Here is a 16,676-nt window from a genome sequence, read left to right as displayed (position 1 = left end):
ATGAGTGCAAGTCAAACACCTTTTGCAATTTCGGGCATTAAAGAGCCGGAAAAAATTCGCGTTATTATCTATGCCAATAATGAAATGGTGCATGCGCCACTTAATGCGGTTTTAAAAGCTGGTATAACAAGTGGCAGCAATGAAAATGGGGACTTTGTGCGATTTGCTGATGGTACGCAGCTTTGCTGGGCAAATTCTGTATCGTCAGTAAGGCGTAGCGATAATCAATCCTTTGCTGAATGGATTTTTCCAGCTGCTTTCGTGTCAACACCAGTTGTGACAATTACGCCATTGGCAGTGCAAAATAATAGTTCTGTGCTTATTAGTGAGATTGACAGAGCAAAAGTACTGTTTAGTCGTAATGCCAATGAGTTAACCAGTAATATGAAGCCGCCGCAAAGAATGGCCATGGGCCGTTGGTTTTAAAATCGTCATTATAATTTATTTGCCGCTTTAAGCGGTTTTTTTTATGGAGTTAACCTATGGCTGTTCCCTATCACACCCATAATTTTGAATTGCCAGCCGCAACCAAACAAGAGGTGGTGGCAGGAATTGCAGTTGATAAAGTTGTAGTGCCAGCTAGCCTTGGCAGTGCTGCAGTAGAAGATGTTTCGGCTTTTGCAACATCTGAACAGGGCTTAAAAGCTGATCGGGCGGTTAATCCAGATCGTAAAATTATTGCTGGCAATGGTTTGCAAGGTGGTGGTGATTTTAGTGAGGATAGAACCCTTAATCTATCAGAAGCAACTTTAAATGCTTTGGATAAAGCAAATGATGCCGCTTCTAGATTTTTAATTCTATCCCCTGGACGCGGTTTGACAGGCGGTGGTACCTTAAGTGATCGCAGTATTGAATTTTCATTAAATTCTTCCAGTCTCGCTGCGATAGCTAAGGCACAAACATCTGTCCAGCCTGCTGATCTTGGCGCATTGGCCAGCAAAAGTAAAATCGTTGTTGCTGATATTACTGCAAGTGGGACTGCCAATAATGCGAGCTTTTTACGCGGTGATGGGAGTTGGGCCACAATTACCGCAAGTGGATCGGGTGGTGGATCAGGTGGTGGCGATATGACCAAATCGGTCTATGATCCTGCCGGTAAAAATGCTGATGCATTTAATATGGATAATATGGTTGCTGGCACAACCAATAAAATTTTTACTACAAGTGATAAGGCATTATTGGATAATGCGGCAGCTAAAACGGTTCAAATTTCCTCTGGCACTGGTCTAACCGGTGGCGGTACTTTGAGTGCGAGCAAGATTGAATTGTCACTTAATGCGACAAGTATTGCCGCGATAGCTAAGGCGCAAACATCTGTCCAGCCTGCCGATCTTGGCGCATTAGCCAGTAAAAGCAAGATTGTTGTTGCCGACATTACTGCAAGTGGAACTGCCAATAGCGCGAGCTTTTTACGCGGTGATGGGAGTTGGGCTACAATTACTGCAAGTGGATCGGGTGGTGGATCAGGTGGTGGAGATATGACCAAATCGGTCTATGATCCCAATAATGTGGCAGCAGATATTTATGACGCTGATAACCTTAATGAAGGGAGCCGCAATCTATTTTTACGTACAACTGAACGGCGTGCAATTGTTGCTATTTTAGCTGCACAGCGCAGTTTAATTGGCCAGATTGCCTTTTTTCCTGCTAATAACCCACCATCTGGTTGGTTGAAGGCCAATGGCGCATTGATATCAAGAATATCATACCCTGACCTTTGGGCTTTTGCCACGGAAACAGGTGCTGTTGTTAGTGAGAGTGACTGGCAGGCAGGTGCCCAAGGGTGCTTTTCTTACGGCACGGGCGAAGTGTCGATGTTTCGAATTCCCGATTTGCGTGGTGAGTTTTTGCGTAGTTTTGATGACGGGCGCGGCATCGACACCGGGCGTGGAATTGGCACTGCGCAGGGGGACGCGATACGTAATATTACTGCAAGATTGGGGTCTTCTAGCGCTGTGCCATGGCAAGCTGCGAGCGGCGCCTTTTCGCTTAATAATCCGTCAGGCTTTCGTTTTATTAATCCATCCGTTCCAACACCGGGCAGTATACTTACATTTGATGCGTCAAGCGTTGTACCCACCGCAGATGAAAATCGCCCACGCAATATCGCTTTATTAGCTTGTATTCGTTATTAAGGTTAAAAATTATGAACGCACCAAAAATTTATAATTATCATCCAAATAGTTTTGAATATTTAGGGACAACTTTTGCAGATCGCTCGCCAATGGAGGAGGGTGTTTGGTTGTTTCCCGCCTTTTCAACCTTGCAGTCACCGCCAAAATTTAAAAAAAATCAAAATGTTGTTTTTTTGCCTGAACAAGATAAATGGCAAATTATTGCAGATTATCGCGGTGACGTTTGGTTTGATAGCAATGGCACCAAGGTGGAAATTACTACCTTGGGTAACCCTGCCGAAATTGGACTTTTGCGCCAACCGCCAAAAATAGATCAACAGAAAGTTGGGCAAGAAAAAGTCTATCCTGTTTTAACTGCGCGGCAAATCCGTTTGTTATTACGCAAGCTTGATAAATTGCCCCTTGTGCAAGGCGTGATCAACACTCTGCCATCGCCTAAAAAAGAAGATGCGCAAATAGAGTGGGATTATGGTTTGAGTTTTGACCATGAGCATTTCTTAGTTCAGCATATTGTGAGTGGTTTGGCGCTTGACTGGGATAGTTTTAATGAAGCTTGGCAGGAATTTTCCAACATATAATTGGGGATAGATTTTTATCCTAGAAAGGTGATTTCGTGACTAGAAAAATCAATCAACAAGGGTTGGATCACATCAAACGTTGGGAAGGTTTACGCCTTAACGCTTATCAAGATAGTGCGAATGTTTGGACAATTGGCTACGGTCATACCAGTATGGCAGGTGATCCTTATGTAAGGCCGGGTATGGTAATTACCGATATTGAGGCCACTCATATTTTAATGCGTGATTTAAGGCAATTTGAACAAGCGGTTGAGCATGCAGTCAAAGTTAAATTGAACGACAGCCAATTTGCAGCTCTTGTTTCATTTGCCTATAATGTTGGGGTTGGAGCTTTTAAAAAATCCTCTTTGCTTAAAAAATTGAACAAGGGCGATTATGATGGGGTGCCGGTGGAATTGATGAAATGGGTTAATGCGGGCGGTAAACGCTTGCAAGGGCTAGTTAATCGAAGATCTGCCGAGGGTGGTTTATGGGCAAAGGGTGAATTTGTTTCGTCTAATTATATCAAACCGCAGCCAATTAAGGATAATCCTTTGACCAAGCCAGAAGTGATTGCCCCCATATTGGGAGCTGCATCAGGATTAACCGGCTTTGCTAGTGGCGGGGGACCTTTTCAATGGGCTTTAGCTATTGTTATGGTGGTGGCTGCCTTTATTGGTGCAGCTTATTTTATCCGCCGTATCAAAAAGGAAAATACTTAAATGATTTGGCCCTATAAAATTGGCATCATTGCTGTTTGTCTATTTGCCGCCGCATCAAGCGGCTTTTTTTATGGGCGCAGTTTTGAGCGCGAGGCTGCGCTTAAATCAGCGGTTAAAGCTTACCAATTAGCGAGTAAAATTCAAAATGAAGTTGATCTATATAGCGATTATGCTTTGTGCCTTGCCCTTAATGGGGTGTCAAAGCCCTTCCCAAAAAATGATCCATGCGAGGCTCTCTTGCGCAGGGTGGACAGCACCGCCGAAAATAAATGAGCCAGCCCAATTGGTTTTGAAAGAGCCGCAACTTAGCAAATGGCTTGTGGTAACCAATCGCTTTGGCCAAAAGCAAGGCTGTTGGAAGTAAAGGAAAAAAGATGCCCTTGTTAGAGTGTTTTTCTGAAAAGTGTGAAGCGGTTTTCGGACAAAAAACGCGGTGTAAACAATGGATTAGATCGCCGATCTGATCCAATCAGATCGGCGATCTAAAAAGCATCTTTTTAAATATTCCTACATGATGTGATTAATCATCATATTCTTGGCCGGTAATATTGCCTTGATTGTCAACGCGAAGCTCAAGGCGCTGGTTGTTTCTGTCTGTCACCTCAACTTCCCAGCCGTAATATTTTTGGTCAATATCACGAATTTGATAGCCTGCTTGTTCAATTTTACTGGCAAGCTGTGAAGTACTGATGCGGGCACTTGTTTGTGCAGGATAGGGCGCATTTTGTGCATAAGAAGCGGACGCTAAACCAGCAACACCAATTGCAGCTATTGCAGAGGTAACAACAAGGGCTCGTAACGTTTTAACTGACATTTTTCATCTCCATAATTGAGTTGGTTTAAGATTTTGTTTGATGAAAACTTATTTAGCATGATTCCCCTGACGCCAATCTCACATGAGCCGTCAGCGTTCTGACAGGAAGTAAAACCTGTTTTTTTAAACTGTAGAAAGATATAAAATGCCTGAGAGAAATATTCCGCCTGATTGGTATCTAACGCTATTTGGGCTTTTTTGGACGGGGCTTGCCGGCAGTCTTGGTGCTGTTTTACGGCAAATAACTGGCCCAAAACAAAGTTGGTTGAAACGATTAAGTGAATGGATTGGTGGGGCTATCTGTGCCGTTTATATGACGCCAACGGTCACCCATATTTCACTACATCTTTTAAATAAGTTTGATTTAATTGAACAAGGAGCAATATTATCACCTGAAAGTATAACTGGCCTTGCTGGTCTTATGTGTGGCGCATTGGGCATAACTTTGATTGAAAGCTTAGTTATTATTATCAAACATTTTAGGCGAAAAATTACGAGTTAAGACTAGTATTATAGCCTTAACCCGCTTTTTTACTTTTTATAAAATGCTAAATAAAATTACTTACAAAGTGTTTTATGAGACATTTAGGATAATTATCGAGATAATTTTGCTGCTATTTCGCTAACATGTTTGCCAAGATATTGAGCGGTGAGTAAATCATTCATTTTAGGGGTGATTTCTGGTGATGCATCACTTGATTGTGCCATCGCACCTAACCAGCTGCCAATTGGGTTTAAATCAGTATCAGCAGTTCCTGCCATCAGACCTAGATTTACCCATATCATCCCTTGTTGAGCAGCAAAAAGACTCATTGTCATAAGGCTATTAAGTTTATCGCCATGTAAAGCACCAGATGTTGTAAAGCCTGCTGCAAGTTTGTTTTGCCAAGCTTGTTTGATAAAAGCAGGGCGGGTTGACTCTTCCATAAATTGCTTAAAACGTGCGCTAATTGTTCCGTTATATGTAGGGGAGCCGAAAATAATTGCATCGGCTTCTTCCAATAACGGCCAAGGTGTTGCCTCATCACTAAGTTTAATTTCAAAGACTTCGGCGCCTTGCACTTCTTTCGCACCTTTTGCTACATATTGGGCAAGTTTTTCTGTATGGCCAAAGCCACTATGATAAACGATTGCAATCTTCATGATGTGATATTCCTTAAATTATATTGTTTAGATTGAAAAAAATTGGCGAACACAGAAATTGGTTTAAGAAGATGGTAGTGTAAGCCCTTCAACCAGATAGGCGTTGGTTTTTCCTGCTTTATGGCGTAACGGTATAATTTTTTGATAGGCCTTAGAGTAATACCAATTTTTTGCATGCTGCATTGACGGAAATTCTAAGATTACAATAGCTGCATTTGCTATTGACTCTCCTTCCAATGGAATTGTTTGATTATTGCGTACAATCAGTTTGCCGTTAAAAGGTATTAAAGTTGCCAGAACTTGCGATGAATAAGTTTGCATAGGTTCTAAATCATTTAACCAAAACTCGGCGACAAAATAGGCTGGTTTATTTTCAACTATTAAAGATGTGTCTTGCATTTTTATCATTCCTGCGGGATGTGCGTGATGAATGATTAAATATCTTGATTTTGAAAAATAACTAGTCGTATTACAATCATTGAACTTATGAATGCCATTCATTAATGGTGATAGCGCAAAGCCTGTACGAGAAGGTTAAAGGCGGCTGTATGATGTCGGCGGCTTGGATAATATAAATAATAACCTGGAAATGGCTGACAAAATTCTTCAAGAACGCTGATTAAGTGGCCCGATGTGATATAGTTTTTAACTATGTCATGCGGAATGTAAGCAAGACCGAAGCCGTCAAGTGCTGCAGTTAATATTTGCGGGTAGGTATTGAAGGTAAGTTGCCCTTTGACTCGTATTTTAACGGTTTTTTCGTCCACATCAAATTCCCAAGGATAAAGTCCGCCTGATGTGGGCAACCGCAAATTGATACAATTTTGCTGATCTAAATCTTCAAGATTTTTTGGTTTTGGAAAATGTTTAAAATAAGAAGGCGTTGCAACGACCGCCATATGCATATTGGGCCCTATACAAACGCCAATCATATCCTTGGCAAGATGCTCACCTAGACGGATACCCGCATCAAAGCGGCTGCTTACAATATCAACAAGACCGTAATCACTGCTGATTTCGATATTTATATTGGGATATTTTTCTAAAAATATTTTTAATTTAGGCCAGAGAACATATTGTGCCGCAAGATCAACCGTTGTTAGGCGAATAGTTCCAGATGGTTGGCCGCTTAATTGGGTGATGGTTTCAAGTTTTTCTTCAACTTCTTGCAACAAGGGAAAAACATCTTGAATAAGTTGCTCACCAGCTGGCGTTACTTCAACGCTTCGGGTTGTACGAGTTAAAAGCCTTAAATTCAATCGCGCTTCAAGCCCACGTATGGCGTGGCTAAGCGCGGATTGAGTAAGGCCAAGTTGGCTTGCCGCCCGTGTAAAGCTTTTTTCTCTTGCAACAACAAAAAACAACAAAAGATCATGGATGTTTTCACGTAACATTGTATTATCCGCTTAATTTCTTTAGCCTTTTGGGTCGTGAGGTATTTAAAACGCCATGCTCATTTTCATGTTTACGCATAAAATGCAGTTTTATTGCGCGTATTATACCATTTAAACCGTGTAAATATGAATAATAAAATGATTGGCACTTGTATATCAACCAAAATCAAAATTAGCATATTCTTGCGCGAGTTCTTCCAAGATAAGGTTTCGACCGCTACCCGGAATCATTTCGCGGCCGATCTCCATAATAACTGGTAGCGCAAGCGGTGATATATGGGTGCAGTGGTGATGGTGAATATGATTTTTAATCCGCGCCAGCATATCACCAAGGCGTGCTATATCTAAAAGGCCATGGGCGGCATCTTGACGGGTTGCTTTTAATAAAATGTGGTCTTTTTGATGATTGCGTAAAACGTCATAAACAAGATCAGTTGAAATGGTGACTTGCCGACCAGTTTTCATCGTACCAAAATGACGGCGATTAATAAGCCCTGAAATAATCGCGCAATTGCGAAAAGACCGTTTCAATAAATGGCTGTCTTCAAGCCATGCCTCAAGGTCATCGCCCAACATGTCTTCACTCAATAATTCGCTTAAATCTAACTGCCTTGATGCAATAGCTTGATTTAAATCATTAAGCCCCCAAAGAGCAATGGAATAATCGGTTGCGACAAAGCCAAGTGGATTAAGCCCCATGCGGTCTAGACGCTTTGTAAGCAACATGCCAAGGGTTTGATGAGCAAGACGGCCTTCAAAGGGATAGGCGACGAGGAAATGCTGCTTTTTTTCTTGAAATGTTTCAATTAATAATTCGTTTTGTGCTGGCAAAATTGATTTTTGTTGTTGCATTTCTAGCCAATGCCGCACAGCGTCCGGCAATTTATGCCAGCTTTGCGGCTTGGCAAGCATGGCCCGTACTTGGGCCGCAAGAAAGGTTGATAGTGGAAACTTACCGCCAGCATAGGATGGAATGCGCGCCTCATGCTTTGGTGAAAGCGAAACAAAACATTGATTATCCCTTATACCTTCAAAGCGCAAAACATAGCCTGCAAAAAGAAATGTATCACCATTTTCTAAGGATTCAACAAAGCCTTCTTCGATTTTGCCAAGCTGCTTGCCACCATAAGACGTGCGCTTCAGGCTGCCCTTTTTGATAAGGCGCACTTGCAATTCAGCCGCTTCAATGATTGTGCCGATGTTCAAGCGATATTGCTGGGCGATTTTTGCATTGCTAACCTGCCAAAGGCCATCCTTATTTTTGCGAATTTTGGCAAAGTTCTCATAGGCTTTTAAAGCATAGCCACCGGTTGCGACAAAATCCAAAATACGGTCAAAGTCAATGCGGGATAGATTTTTGTAATGAATGCTTGAGGTAACTTCATCATAAAAATCATCTGCATCAAAAGGCGCGGCAATGGCCATGCCAAGCGCATGTTGGGCTAAAACATCTAAAGCACCCTTGCTAATGTTGGGGCTATCTTGCGCGCCGATATAATTGGCATCAAGGGCTGCTTGACACTCTAGCACTTCAAAGCAATTTGCTGGCACAAGGATTGCTTTACTTGCCTCATCAAGGCGGTGGTTAGAACGACCAATGCGCTGGGCAAGGCGGCTTGCCCCTTTGGGTGCGCCAATATGGACAACAAGATCGACATCGCCCCAGTCAATACCAAGATCAAGGGTTGAGGTTGCAACAATTGCTTTAAGGCTATTGCGGCTCATTGCTTCTTCCACCTTGCGCCGACGGGCAACATCTAGCGAGCCATGATGAAGGGCAATGGGTAAATTGTCTTCATTTAAGCGCCATAATTCTTGAAATACCATTTCAGCCTGTGATCGGGTATTCACAAATATAAGCGTTGTTTTTGCAGTTTTGATGATATCATAAATATCTGGCAGCGCATAACGGGCTGAATGACCTGCCCAAGGCAATCTTGCATGAGATTTCAAAATGGTGATTTGCGGGGGAACGCCACCTTTTACAGTGACCAATTCGGCAAGGTTATTTTTTAACGATGCGCAATTTTGCGGCACAAGCCAGCCACGTAAATCATCTGGATCACTGACCGTTGCTGAAAGACCGATGGTTTGTAAATTGGGTTGGAGTTTAAACAATCGCGCCAAGCCTAAGGATAAAAGATGGCCGCGCTTTGATGTGTGTAGGGCATGGAGTTCATCAAATATGACGAATTTCAAATCTTCAAAAAAGCGTTTTGCATCATTTGCTGTGAGCAATAAAGCGAGCTGCTCAGGCGTGGTCAATAAAATATCAGGCGGGGTAATTTTTTGACGTTGGCGTTTATGCTGCGGTGTATCACCGGTGCGCGTCTCTATCGATATATCAAGCGCCATTTCTGCTATTGGTATTGTAAGATTGCGGTGAATATCAACGGCAAGTGCTTTTAGGGGCGAAATATAAAGCGTATGAATACCCGTAGTCTTTTTTGTTTTTGTACGCGATAGGTTGAATAATGAAATGAGCGAAGGTAAAAAGCCGGCCAAAGTTTTACCCGCACCGGTTGGCGCAATGAGTAGAGTTGATAGGCCTTTTTCAGCCTTTTCAATGGGGGCGAGTTGGTGGGGGCGTGGCTGCCAGTTTTTTTGTAAAAACCAATCTTTAAATTTTTCTGGTAAAAGATCAATTTTATCTATAGGGGCAGGAATATTAATTTCTGTCAAATAAGCCATCCATTGTTGTAATTATTTATAAAGTAAGAAATGTGATGCATTTTGACAATGGAATTGTTGAATGCCGGTTTGCTAAAGATAAAAAATAGACTAGATTAAAAAAAATTAGGAAATCTTATGAAGCTTTATGTCATCAATCTTGATCGCACACCAGAGCGCTTACAGCGTTTGCAGGAAATTTTTGGTGACTTGCAGCTTGAGTTGACGCGGGTTGCTGCAATTGACGCGCAAAATTTAAATGATGATGACCTAAACGAAATACAAAAAAATAATATATGGCTAGAGCCTTTAACCAAGGGTGAAATTGCTTGTTTTTTAAGTCATGCCCGCGCGTTGCAGCTCATCGCTGACGGTGATGATGAATATGGCGCCATATTTGAGGATGATGTCGAGCTAGGGGAGGGTGCGCGAGATATTTTGCAAGATGACCAATGGATTATTGATCATTTTAGCAAAAATAATTTAGAGCGTTTTCCGAAAAGTGTGAAGCGGTTTTCGGACAAAAAACGCGATGTAAACAAAGGATTAGAGCGCCGATCTGATCCAGTCAGATCGAAATGCGCTCTAAGTAATGCGCCCTGCGATATAATCAAAATTGAAACATCTGGCAAAAAAGTTTGGCTGGGTGAGGGGCAAAAAATTGGTTGTTTTAAGGGTCAAGAATTTTATCTTGCGGAATTAAAATCCACTCATATCATGGCGGCTGCCTATATTATTTCAAAACAGGCTGCGCAAAAATTATTAGTGCAAATGCAGCATGTAAGTGCGCCTTTTGATCATTGGTTATTTAATTTTGATTATGGTATTATTGATAAATTGAAAGCCTATCAGCTTGATCCTGCCATTGCTATACAAGCACAATTACCAAGCACGTTGCAAGGTGAGAGAAGTCAAATCACCACAGCCAAGAAAGTTAAACGCACTAAAGCACAAACCATTAAACGCGAATTATGCCGGTTGGTAAAGCGCAGCAAGACGGGGCTTTGGGGATTGGGTATTAATTTATTGACTAAAACCCGATGGAAACGCGTAGCCTTTGCAAAAAAAGCTGAATAATTAGTCTTTACAGTATGGTGTCACTAAATAGATCTAATCGATAAGGATTAAGGCGACGCTCGTCACCACGGCGAATGGTAACGCCATGTCGGTCAAAAAATTCAAGCAACAAAATAGCTATTTTTCGGCCATTATCTAAGCGATCGCGTAAATCCGCAGCAACGAAAATGCCTTTTTCCTTTTGGCTGGCAATATCACGCATGATGTCGATAATTTGGGCTAGCACTGGCTTTGGAAAAAAATAGTCTTGCGCGACTTCGTAAACGCGCCCCATGCGGCTAGATGCTTTCAAAATAGCGCGCATATGGCTTTCATCAATGGTGAGATCATTGGCAAAATCACGGGTGCGCGGTGGTTTAAATCGCAAATCGCCGTTTAAAATCGGGGAAATTTTTTGAAAAATTGCCTCATCTTCTGCGGATAAATGTGCTTCATGACCAAAAAGCCCAACCCATGCGCCAAAAATTCGATATTGTTTTTGTTTAATGCCTTCTTGCAGCAAAAGACGGAAAAAAGGTGCTTTTAACTCGGGCGCAGTTTGACGGCGCAATTGCTCTAGCCCGATGCCTTGCAAATCAGGCTCCATTGCATGAAAGTCAGTTAAAATAGCACTGACTTTTTCATTTATTGCTGCAAAATAAGTATCACTTAAAATGACAGTACCATCATTGGTGGCAATTTTTTTAACTTTGACAATGGTTAAAAGATCTTCGGCTTCTTTATCGGTTAAATTACGGGCGCGGCAAAATTCTTGCCAATTGACAAAAAATGGCTCAATTGCAAGGAGGGCGGTTAAAGCCTCAGCATGATTGCGATTTTCTAAAGCGTCAAGAATTGCCATGCGCTGAGGGCTGCGTCTTTTGCGTGCTGGGGCAAAGGGATCAATAATAAAACCGCCGCCAATGGTTCTGCTTGCCGATGTATCACGAATAATAAAATGGTCAAAACTGGCGGCAATAATTGGTTCTTCACTGACTATTTGCACTAATGGCTTGCTATTTGGCCTGCCTTCGTCACTTTCCAAAAAAACAAGTCGGGCAGCCATATCGCGCGCTCCATGGTGAAAGCGCACTGGAAACCATTGTTGCAAATTTTTTTTTTCATTGTTTAAGACTTGAAGCCTTACATCAAAGCGGTTGGTTGGTTGATCTAAAAAAGGATCAATCACCATATCGCCGCGTTTGATATGGTCTAATGTGAGCATATCGCCAACAAGATTTAATGCTGCGCGGTCGCCGCTAATCGCCTGTGACTTTTCTTCATTTTGCACATGAAGCGTGCGAATGCGTCCTTTATAATGATGTGGGGCTACAATGATGTCGTCATTTTTATGGATTTTCCCCGATAAGACGCTGCCAGTAATAACTGTTCCTGCGCCTTTAACGCTAAAGGCGCGATCAATGGTTTGACGAAAACGCCCGGCAATTGGGCGATGTTTAAATTCTTGTGCCTCATCACTTAAAAATTGCCAAAGCTCATTAATGCCTTGTCCTGTTAATGATGAGACGGGGAATATTGGCGCATTTTGCAAAAAACTATTTTGAGTAAAGTTTTGTATGTCTTGCTCAACTGCGATGAGTCGATCTCTATCAACAAGATCAATTTGGGTTAATGCAACCGCGCCTTTGGTAATCCCCATCAGTGATAATATATCAAGATGCTCGCGGGTTTGTGGCATAATGCCATCTTTTGCAGCAATTACCAGCAAAGCAAAATCGATGCTCGCCGCGCCAGTTGCCATGGTTGCAATTAGCTTTTCGTGGCCTGGAACATCTACAAAGCCAAGACGCTCGCCATTTTCAGCTGTTTTATAGGCAAAGCCTAGCTCAATCGTGATGCCGCGTTTTTTTTCTTCCAAGAGGCGATCGGTGTCAATGCCAGTAAGCTTTTTGACAAGGCTAGTTTTTCCGTGATCAATATGGCCTGCGGTTCCAATAATCATAAATCAAGCAATCCAAAATTGGCGGCAAAAGCCTGTGGTTCTTCCAATGTGCGTAAATCGAGCATAAGGCGATTGGCTTTCATACGACCAATGACCGGCACAGGTAGTTCGCGCAATTTTTGCGCCAATTGATTAAGGCTTAAGGTTTCATTTCCAGTGCTCTTGATTGCAATGGCAATGCTTGGCAAGGTTTGTGCTGGGCTTGCACCAGAGCCGACTTCGCTTTCGCATGGCAGTATCTCGGCATTGAAAAAATCACCAAGGCTATTTTGTATGTCTGGCAATAACAATCCGGCCATTTCAGCAATGTCCTGACGCTTTCTTGCCAAAAAGCGTAAGGTTGGAATATTTTTTAGCATCAGGCTTTCATTCTTGTAGCAATGCAAGGTAGCTTCAAGGGCCGCAAGGCGTATTTTATCCATGCGTAAAATACGTTTTAATGGATTGCGATTAATGCGCGCAATAAGCTCAGCCTTGCCAACAATAAATCCAGCTTGGGGGCCACCCAATAATTTGTCGCCTGAAAAACTAACAAGATCAGCACCTGCTTCGACCACTTTGCGGATACATGGTTCTGCCTGTAAGCCAAATTGTCGAAGATCAATAATATTGCCCGAGCCAAGATCTTCATAAAGCGGCAGTCCAGCATCATGAGCAATATTGGCGACTTCTTGAGTTGAAACGCTTTTGCTAAAACCTTGAATGACAAAATTTGAGGTATGGACTTTGGCTATTGCTGCAGTTTCTTCACTAATTGCATTAATATAATCCGCGCGATGGGTGCGGTTGGTCGTGCCTATTTCACGTAAAGTAACACCTGCCTTTTCCATGATGTCTGGCATGCGGAAAGCGCCGCCAATTTCAACCAATTCACCGCGTGATAAAATCACTTGCCGGCGTCCTGATTTTAATTCACCTAGCATATTAAGGGTAATAAAAACAGCGGCAGCATTATTATTAACTAGGGTTGCATCTTCAGCGCCAGTGAGTTCGCAAATTAATTGGCGCAGATGGTCATCTCGCTCCCCTCTGCTGCCACTTTTTAAATTATATTCAAGCGCAACTGGATGGCGCATAGCATCACTTGCGGCTGCAATGGCCGCATCGGATAGAATTGCACGGCCAAGATTGGTATGCAAAATGGTGCCCGTAAGATTATAAACTGGCCGTAATTTCGATATGGATTCGCTTTCAAGTCTTGCAAGAACCAGTCCCGCAAGAAGTGCCGTATCGCGCGCTGGTCGTCCAGCTTTTATCACTGAGCGTTCATTGTCGATAACTGATCTAATCGCTTCAACTGTCGCCTTATGGCCAAAGCTTTTTAATGCATTAGCCAAAAGATTGTGTGAAAGTAACAAATCAACCGAAGGCAGCTTTGAAAACACGACCACTATCCTTTATCAAAATCCATATAAAAATGGATTAAAAGCTCCGCGAACAAAGCGTCCTTCTTGTTTAACCAAGAGATCAAGAGCTAGCGACCCAATATCATCTGCAAAAACATCTAGATTAACATCTTTTTGCGCATCGGTCATTTTGCAATATTTGCCGCAATCTCTACAGCTTTCTACTAAAATACTACCAGGCCCATCAGCAACTTCACCATATTCAACAGCACCGGTTTCACCGCAAAATGTGCATTTTATGCGAACGTAATTCCACATTGTACCGCAATAAAGGCAAGAACAAAAGCGTGTGCCTTCAGCATTTGGCCAATTGACAATTTGCGATGCTGAATGAGTGCCGCCGCAAGCAGGGCATAGGTTTTGTTCAAGCGGTTTGATATTGCTTGCGTCAATTTGTGATGCAGCCAAACTATAAAGCACTTGCAAGCTCGCCAACATAAAAATATGTTCTGGCAATTGATCTTCTTGCAATTTGCGGTCATTAAGATTTTCAGCAATTTCTTTTTGCATCATTTTTGATTTTTTAACCGCTGCAAGAGCTTTCATTGAAGCCTCTGGCATAGTTATTTTTTCGATACGGGCAAAAAGATCTTTGGTAATTTTATTGGCAAGCGGATTTCTATATAATGCTGTGCGGTCAATAATTGGCATGCCAAAGCTTATTTGGCTTTTTTCATCAGTCAAAGACGTAAAACCGTCTTTGAATTTTTGTGCTGTTTCGTGCTGGGCTTTGGTTAAATTGGTTAAGAATTGGATATAGCTTGAAACGGGGTTAGTTGGAGCAAGACGCTCAAAGCGCAAAGCCCTATCTTCAAAAAGGCGATCAATATTGGCAACACGGCAAACTGGTGGCTCGCGCATGGTTCCAACGGCTGTCATATCACCTTCAAATTTTTTATCACGTGGCATTTTCTATCCAGTAAGTTGATAGTTCTAAAGTGAGTGCTTTAAAACATGTATGAATGTGTGAGTGGCCATGTTTACATGGAAATGCTAAATAGTGCTAGGGTATTTTAGAAAAACTATGAACTTGCCACTTGCTAAAGCCGCAAAAGTGACAAATAATTAAACTATTTTTACTTTCATCTAGGCTAAATTACGTGCATAAAAATTAAAAGGCATGGTTAAACAACCATGCCTTTTATGTTCATAATACTGTAATCAGCGTTTAATTATAAAACTCCAAGATTTTGCCAGATAGGTAGTGATTGTTCAACGACCTTGGTAAGTTCGGGTTTTAACAAACGAACAGCATCGGCTTCAGTTGGAATGATATTCCCTTCAAAAGATAGGGAATCATTGCGCTCAATTGCTCTTTTCCAAATTTTCTTGGCAAGATCATTGACGGTTGGCTTGCTGCCATCAGCAAGGGCATCAAAAGCAATCAGGTCAAGGAAGTTCATCATTAAGCCATTGCCACTTGCAGCGCAAGCAAGGATGCCCAATTTACGTTCCTGCTCAAGGCAGGTTTTGACATAAAGTTTATTGAAGTTTCTTACCTCTTCACGTGATTTCTGCATCTCTATCGGTTTGATGATATGAACATAATTTGCCGCGAGTAAAAGGCCGATAATTTGTCTAGCATTGGGATTAAGTTCTGGAATACCGGGAAGTGTTACCAATTCGCCAAGGCTCATTGGTTTCTTTTCCAAAGCATCAAAAATTGGGCCGAACAAGTCTTTGTTAAGACTTAAATCACCGACATGAGAGGCGATAGAGTAAAGAATTTTTTCTTTTGGGACAGCAAGTTGTAAAACACATTTCTTTAATTGTTCAAGCGCTTTTTTAGGCTGTAAGGCAACGGAGCCCCGAGTAAATAGGTCTTTACGAAATTTACGATTGATAAAATAATCTTTAAGCGTTTCAACTGTTTGTGGGGCAGTCGCCGTCAAAATCTTACTTTGTTTATATGAAAATGCAAATTCATCAAAATTCTCGATATAGGTACAAATGCCGACATATTTTAGTTTGGCTTCACTAAGATCTTTGGCAACATCGACATGGAATGCGGGGGCCCAATCTTGATTTAAATATTCGTGTGAAAGATATGTGCCGTTATCCGGCAATTCGCGGACAAATTGCTCAGGAATAAAGCGAAGATTTTCGGGTAAGAGGTCCTTTATTCTGTGGGCTGCCTTTAATACGCGCTGGTCGCTGCGTCCAGTTTCTTCAAGTGCCAGTTGGAACAGTAATTTTTGAAAAGGGATCACTTCGGACCAAGCAGGAAGGGTATTATAGGACACATAAACAATGCCGCCTGGCTTTAGATATTTTTTTATAAATTGTACGATATATTGGCGGTTTTGCGCGCTTACCCAGCTCCACACGCCATGCAGTGTAATATAATCAAATAAAGGCATACCTTCAGGACAAGGCTCTTCGGCTATTTGCTGGAAAGAGCATTCTTCAAAATGTACATTATTTAAATTGGCTTTTTCAGCCATGCGCCTTGCTTCAAAAATATGGGCAGGGTTAAAATCAAATGCCCAAACATTAGCATTCTTATTCGCTGCGGCAATTAGAAGCGATGTTTCTCCGCGCCCGCAGCCAAGCTCACAATAATTATAATCTGCATCTGCAGGAACTGGCAATTCAATACCGTTTAATTGGCATACCATATCCATATGACTGGGGGTTTGTTCGACATATGTACCTGTTGTATATTCAATATCAGCGACATAACCATCGTGCCACATATTTGTCATGTTTTTACCTTGTTATTGTTTTAGTGTTAATATTAGAATGTTTTTATATTTTAATTTATAGATATTGCCTTGGCATCGGGATTATGTGGTCCTATGTCAGCGGTGATTAAA

General features: G+C 41.9%; 17 protein-coding genes (1 of these 17 running past the window's edge). 7 read left to right on the top strand and 10 right to left on the bottom strand.

Annotated elements, in window-relative coordinates; translation table 11 throughout:
* From N6B01_RS11715 to N6B01_RS11695, 5 genes are read left to right on the top strand one after another with little or no spacing between them, the layout of a single operon-like run.
* Positions 1-426: a hypothetical protein gene (locus N6B01_RS11715; protein WP_262078895.1), complete on the top strand. Its 426-nt coding sequence runs from the start codon at positions 1-3 to the stop codon at positions 424-426.
* Positions 427-482: 56 nt separating this feature from the next.
* Positions 483-2,135 (top strand): phage tail protein, encoded by a 1,653-nt coding sequence (locus N6B01_RS11710; RefSeq protein WP_262078894.1) that lies wholly within the window; start codon positions 483-485, stop codon positions 2,133-2,135.
* A gap of 11 nt (positions 2,136-2,146) precedes the next feature.
* Positions 2,147-2,713 (top strand): hypothetical protein, encoded by a 567-nt coding sequence (locus N6B01_RS11705; protein ID WP_262078893.1) that lies wholly within the window; start codon positions 2,147-2,149, stop codon positions 2,711-2,713.
* 35 nt (positions 2,714-2,748) lie between these two features.
* Positions 2,749-3,414 (top strand): gene transfer agent endolysin BgtA, encoded by a 666-nt coding sequence (locus tag N6B01_RS11700; protein WP_262078892.1) that lies wholly within the window; start codon positions 2,749-2,751, stop codon positions 3,412-3,414.
* Complete coding sequence (locus N6B01_RS11695) at positions 3,415-3,687, top strand: hypothetical protein (RefSeq protein ID WP_262078891.1); 273 nt, start codon at positions 3,415-3,417, stop codon at positions 3,685-3,687.
* 247 nt (positions 3,688-3,934) lie between these two features.
* Here the strand turns inward: N6B01_RS11695 and N6B01_RS11690 are convergent, their stop codons facing one another.
* Positions 3,935-4,228 carry a PepSY domain-containing protein gene (locus N6B01_RS11690; RefSeq protein WP_182417935.1) on the bottom strand — a complete coding sequence of 98 codons (294 nt, stop codon included), beginning with the start codon at positions 4,226-4,228 and terminating at the stop codon, positions 3,935-3,937.
* Between the two features lie 145 nt (positions 4,229-4,373).
* On the opposite strand from N6B01_RS11690, the gene N6B01_RS11685 reads away from it, so the two are divergent.
* Positions 4,374-4,730 carry a hypothetical protein gene (locus N6B01_RS11685; RefSeq protein WP_182417934.1) on the top strand — a complete coding sequence of 119 codons (357 nt, stop codon included), beginning with the start codon at positions 4,374-4,376 and terminating at the stop codon, positions 4,728-4,730.
* 92 nt (positions 4,731-4,822) lie between these two features.
* Here N6B01_RS11685 and N6B01_RS11680 read toward each other — a convergent pair whose 3' ends face one another.
* The 4 genes from N6B01_RS11680 to N6B01_RS11665 all read right to left on the bottom strand — a co-directional run bounded on the left by N6B01_RS11680 (position 4,823) and on the right by N6B01_RS11665 (position 9,456).
* Complete coding sequence (locus tag N6B01_RS11680; RefSeq protein ID WP_182417933.1) at positions 4,823-5,371, bottom strand: flavodoxin family protein; 549 nt, start codon at positions 5,369-5,371, stop codon at positions 4,823-4,825.
* A gap of 63 nt (positions 5,372-5,434) precedes the next feature.
* Positions 5,435-5,872: a DUF1330 domain-containing protein gene (locus N6B01_RS11675; protein WP_262078888.1), complete on the bottom strand. Its 438-nt coding sequence runs from the start codon at positions 5,870-5,872 to the stop codon at positions 5,435-5,437.
* The gene (locus tag N6B01_RS11670) at positions 5,872-6,765 is read right to left on the bottom strand and encodes a LysR family transcriptional regulator (protein ID WP_262078886.1); all 894 of its coding nucleotides are present in this window, start codon (positions 6,763-6,765) and stop codon (positions 5,872-5,874) included. The genes N6B01_RS11675 and N6B01_RS11670 overlap by 1 nt, the downstream gene beginning before the upstream one ends.
* A 156-nt stretch (positions 6,766-6,921) precedes the next feature.
* The gene (locus N6B01_RS11665; RefSeq protein WP_262078885.1) at positions 6,922-9,456 is read right to left on the bottom strand and encodes a ligase-associated DNA damage response DEXH box helicase; all 2,535 of its coding nucleotides are present in this window, start codon (positions 9,454-9,456) and stop codon (positions 6,922-6,924) included.
* Between the two features lie 117 nt (positions 9,457-9,573).
* On the opposite strand from N6B01_RS11665, the gene N6B01_RS11660 reads away from it, so the two are divergent.
* The gene (locus N6B01_RS11660) at positions 9,574-10,512 is read left to right on the top strand and encodes a glycosyltransferase family 25 protein (protein ID WP_262078883.1); all 939 of its coding nucleotides are present in this window, start codon (positions 9,574-9,576) and stop codon (positions 10,510-10,512) included.
* 7 nt (positions 10,513-10,519) lie between these two features.
* Here N6B01_RS11660 and selB read toward each other — a convergent pair whose 3' ends face one another.
* From selB to N6B01_RS11635, 5 genes are all read right to left on the bottom strand, one after another.
* Entirely contained in the window at positions 10,520-12,454 is a 1,935-nt protein-coding gene (gene selB, locus N6B01_RS11655) for a selenocysteine-specific translation elongation factor (protein WP_262078882.1), read from the bottom strand.
* A complete protein-coding gene (gene selA / locus N6B01_RS11650) occupies positions 12,451-13,839 on the bottom strand; it encodes an L-seryl-tRNA(Sec) selenium transferase (protein WP_315973315.1) in 1,389 nt (462 codons plus the stop codon). The genes selB and selA overlap by 4 nt, the downstream gene beginning before the upstream one ends.
* A gap of 15 nt (positions 13,840-13,854) precedes the next feature.
* A complete protein-coding gene (gene fdhE, locus N6B01_RS11645) occupies positions 13,855-14,769 on the bottom strand; it encodes a formate dehydrogenase accessory protein FdhE (protein ID WP_262078881.1) in 915 nt (304 codons plus the stop codon).
* Positions 14,770-15,032: 263 nt separating this feature from the next.
* Complete coding sequence (locus N6B01_RS11640) at positions 15,033-16,565, bottom strand: class I SAM-dependent methyltransferase (protein WP_262078880.1); 1,533 nt, start codon at positions 16,563-16,565, stop codon at positions 15,033-15,035.
* Positions 16,566-16,661: 96 nt separating this feature from the next.
* Positions 16,662-16,676 carry the 3' portion of an enoyl-CoA hydratase gene (locus tag N6B01_RS11635; protein ID WP_262078878.1) on the bottom strand. 816 nt of this gene lie beyond the right edge of the window, so 15 of the gene's 831 nt are visible here — the last part of the coding sequence; the start codon falls outside the window, past its right edge; its stop codon occupies positions 16,662-16,664.

Source organism: Bartonella sp. HY406, assembly GCF_025449315.1.
Lineage (GTDB): Bacteria > Pseudomonadota > Alphaproteobacteria > Rhizobiales > Rhizobiaceae > HY038.
Note: the sequence above shows the minus strand (reverse complement) of the source record. Positions and strands in the feature narration are given on the sequence as shown.

Bases quoted from the DNA above. Each gene is read 5' to 3' on its own strand.
- N6B01_RS11665 (WP_262078885.1), bottom strand. From the start codon at position 9,456: ATGGCTTATTTGACAGAAATTAATATTCCTGCCCCTATAGATAAAATT.
- N6B01_RS11680 (WP_182417933.1), bottom strand. From the start codon at position 5,371: ATGAAGATTGCAATCGTTTATCATAGTGGCTTTGGCCATACAGAAAAA.
- selB (WP_262078882.1), bottom strand. From the start codon at position 12,454: ATGATTATTGGAACCGCAGGCCATATTGATCACGGAAAAACTAGCCTT.
- N6B01_RS11685 (WP_182417934.1), top strand. From the start codon at position 4,374: ATGCCTGAGAGAAATATTCCGCCTGATTGGTATCTAACGCTATTTGGG.
- N6B01_RS11670 (WP_262078886.1), bottom strand. From the start codon at position 6,765: ATGTTACGTGAAAACATCCATGATCTTTTGTTGTTTTTTGTTGTTGCA.
- N6B01_RS11690 (WP_182417935.1), bottom strand. From the start codon at position 4,228: ATGTCAGTTAAAACGTTACGAGCCCTTGTTGTTACCTCTGCAATAGCT.
- N6B01_RS11715 (WP_262078895.1), top strand. From the start codon at position 1: ATGAGTGCAAGTCAAACACCTTTTGCAATTTCGGGCATTAAAGAGCCG.
- fdhE (WP_262078881.1), bottom strand. From the start codon at position 14,769: ATGCCACGTGATAAAAAATTTGAAGGTGATATGACAGCCGTTGGAACC.
- N6B01_RS11710 (WP_262078894.1), top strand. From the start codon at position 483: ATGGCTGTTCCCTATCACACCCATAATTTTGAATTGCCAGCCGCAACC.
- N6B01_RS11640 (WP_262078880.1), bottom strand. From the start codon at position 16,565: ATGACAAATATGTGGCACGATGGTTATGTCGCTGATATTGAATATACA.
- N6B01_RS11705 (WP_262078893.1), top strand. From the start codon at position 2,147: ATGAACGCACCAAAAATTTATAATTATCATCCAAATAGTTTTGAATAT.
- N6B01_RS11660 (WP_262078883.1), top strand. From the start codon at position 9,574: ATGAAGCTTTATGTCATCAATCTTGATCGCACACCAGAGCGCTTACAG.
- N6B01_RS11695 (WP_262078891.1), top strand. From the start codon at position 3,415: ATGATTTGGCCCTATAAAATTGGCATCATTGCTGTTTGTCTATTTGCC.
- N6B01_RS11675 (WP_262078888.1), bottom strand. From the start codon at position 5,872: ATGAATGGCATTCATAAGTTCAATGATTGTAATACGACTAGTTATTTT.